This is a genomic window from Bacteroides sp. GM023 (assembly GCF_014750685.1).
GTDB lineage: Bacteria > Bacteroidota > Bacteroidia > Bacteroidales > Bacteroidaceae > Bacteroides.
In genome coordinates this window covers 1-1,774 of sequence record NZ_JAAXGE010000029.1, presented here as the reverse complement: position 1 = coordinate 1,774, position 1,774 = coordinate 1, and the positions used below count along the sequence as shown (strand labels likewise).

General features: G+C 49.0%; 1 rRNA gene. It reads right to left on the bottom strand.

The features are described from left to right. Window position 1 precedes the first annotated feature (1 nt). Window positions 2-1,774 (bottom strand): 23S ribosomal RNA (locus tag HC965_RS26445); the annotation flags it as partial.

Below are 1,774 nucleotides of genomic sequence, written 5' to 3'. Positions count from 1 at the left end.
CGAAAGAAAGTGAACGGGCAATTAGTAATGCTCGGCTATGATGTTACCACCTTTACACCTGCATCCTATCAACGTCATCGTCTTTGACGACCCTAAGAAATCTAATCTTGTGGCTGGCTTCGTACTTAGATGCTTTCAGCACTTATCCAATCCCGACTTAGATACCCAGCGATGCACCTGGCGGCACAACTGGTAAACCAGCGGTCAGTCCAACACGGTCCTCTCGTACTAGTGTCAGAGCCACGCAAATTTCATACGCCCACGATAGATAGAGACCGAACTGTCTCACGACGTTCTGAACCCAGCTCGCGTGCCACTTTAATGGGCGAACAGCCCAACCCTTGGGACCTTCTCCAGCCCCAGGATGTGACGAGCCGACATCGAGGTGCCAAACCCCTCCGTCGATATGAGCTCTTGGGAGGGATCAGCCTGTTATCCCCGGAGTACCTTTTATCCTTTGAGCGATGTCCCTTCCATACGGAAACACCGGATCACTATGCTCTAGTTTCCTACCTGATCGACTTGTATGTCTCCCAGTCAAGCGCCCTTATGCCATTACACTCTACGGACGGTTACCAATCGTCCTGAGGGCACCTTTAGAAGCCTCCGTTACACTTTTGGAGGCGACCACCCCAGTCAAACTACCCACCAAACAGTGTCCCCGCATCTACGGGTTAGAACTCAAATAATCAAAGGGCCGTATTTCAACAGCGACTCCACAAATACTAGCGTACCTGCTTCAAAGTCTCCGGCCTATCCTACACATCAATTACCCAAATTCAATGTTAAGCTATAGTAAAGGTTCACGGGGTCTTTTCGTCCCATCGCGGGTAATCGGCATCTTCACCGATACTACAATTTCACTGAGCTCACGGTTGAGACAGTGTCCAGATCATTACACCATTCGTGCAGGTCGGAACTTACCCGACAAGGAATTTCGCTACCTTAGGACCGTTATAGTTACGGCCGCCGTTTACTGGGGCTTCAATTCAATGCTTCTCTTGCGATGACATCTCCTCTTAACCTTCCAGCACCGGGCAGGTGTCAGGCTGTATACGTAATCTTTCAATTTTGCACAGCCCTGTGTTTTTGTTAAACAGTTGCCTGGACCTATTCTCTGCGCCCTACCATCACTGATAGGGACCCTTTATCCCGAAGTTACAGGGTCAATTTGCCTAGTTCCTTAACCGTGAATCACTCAAGCGCCTTAGTATATTCAACCCGACTACGTGTGTCCGTTTACGGTACGGGTACCTTAAAGATTAAGTTTAGCGGATTTTCTTGGGAGTATGCTTACACGCACTATTGGATTGTTCCGAAGAACTCTCCATACTATCAGGTTCGACTCTTATCCTGGATTTGCCTGGGATAATCAACGTCTACACCCTTCAACGGACTATTCCGTCAGTCCGCGGCGCTTTCACTGCTCCGTCTCCACATCACTCTTTAAGGTAGTACAGGAATATTAACCTGTTCTGCCATCGGCCTCACCGTTCGGCTGAGCCTTAGGACCCGACTAACCCTGATCCGATTAGCGTTGATCAGGAAACCTTAGTCTTTCGGCGAGGGGGTTTCTCACCCCCTTTATCGTTACTTATACCTACATTTGCTTTTCCACACGCTCCAGTATACCTTACGGTACGCCTTCGACGCAGAGTGGAATGCTCCCCTACCGATCCTTACGGATCCCATAGCTTCGGTAAATTGCTTAATGCCCGATTATTATCCACGCCAAACTCCTCGACTAGTGAGCTGTTACGCACTCTTTAAATGA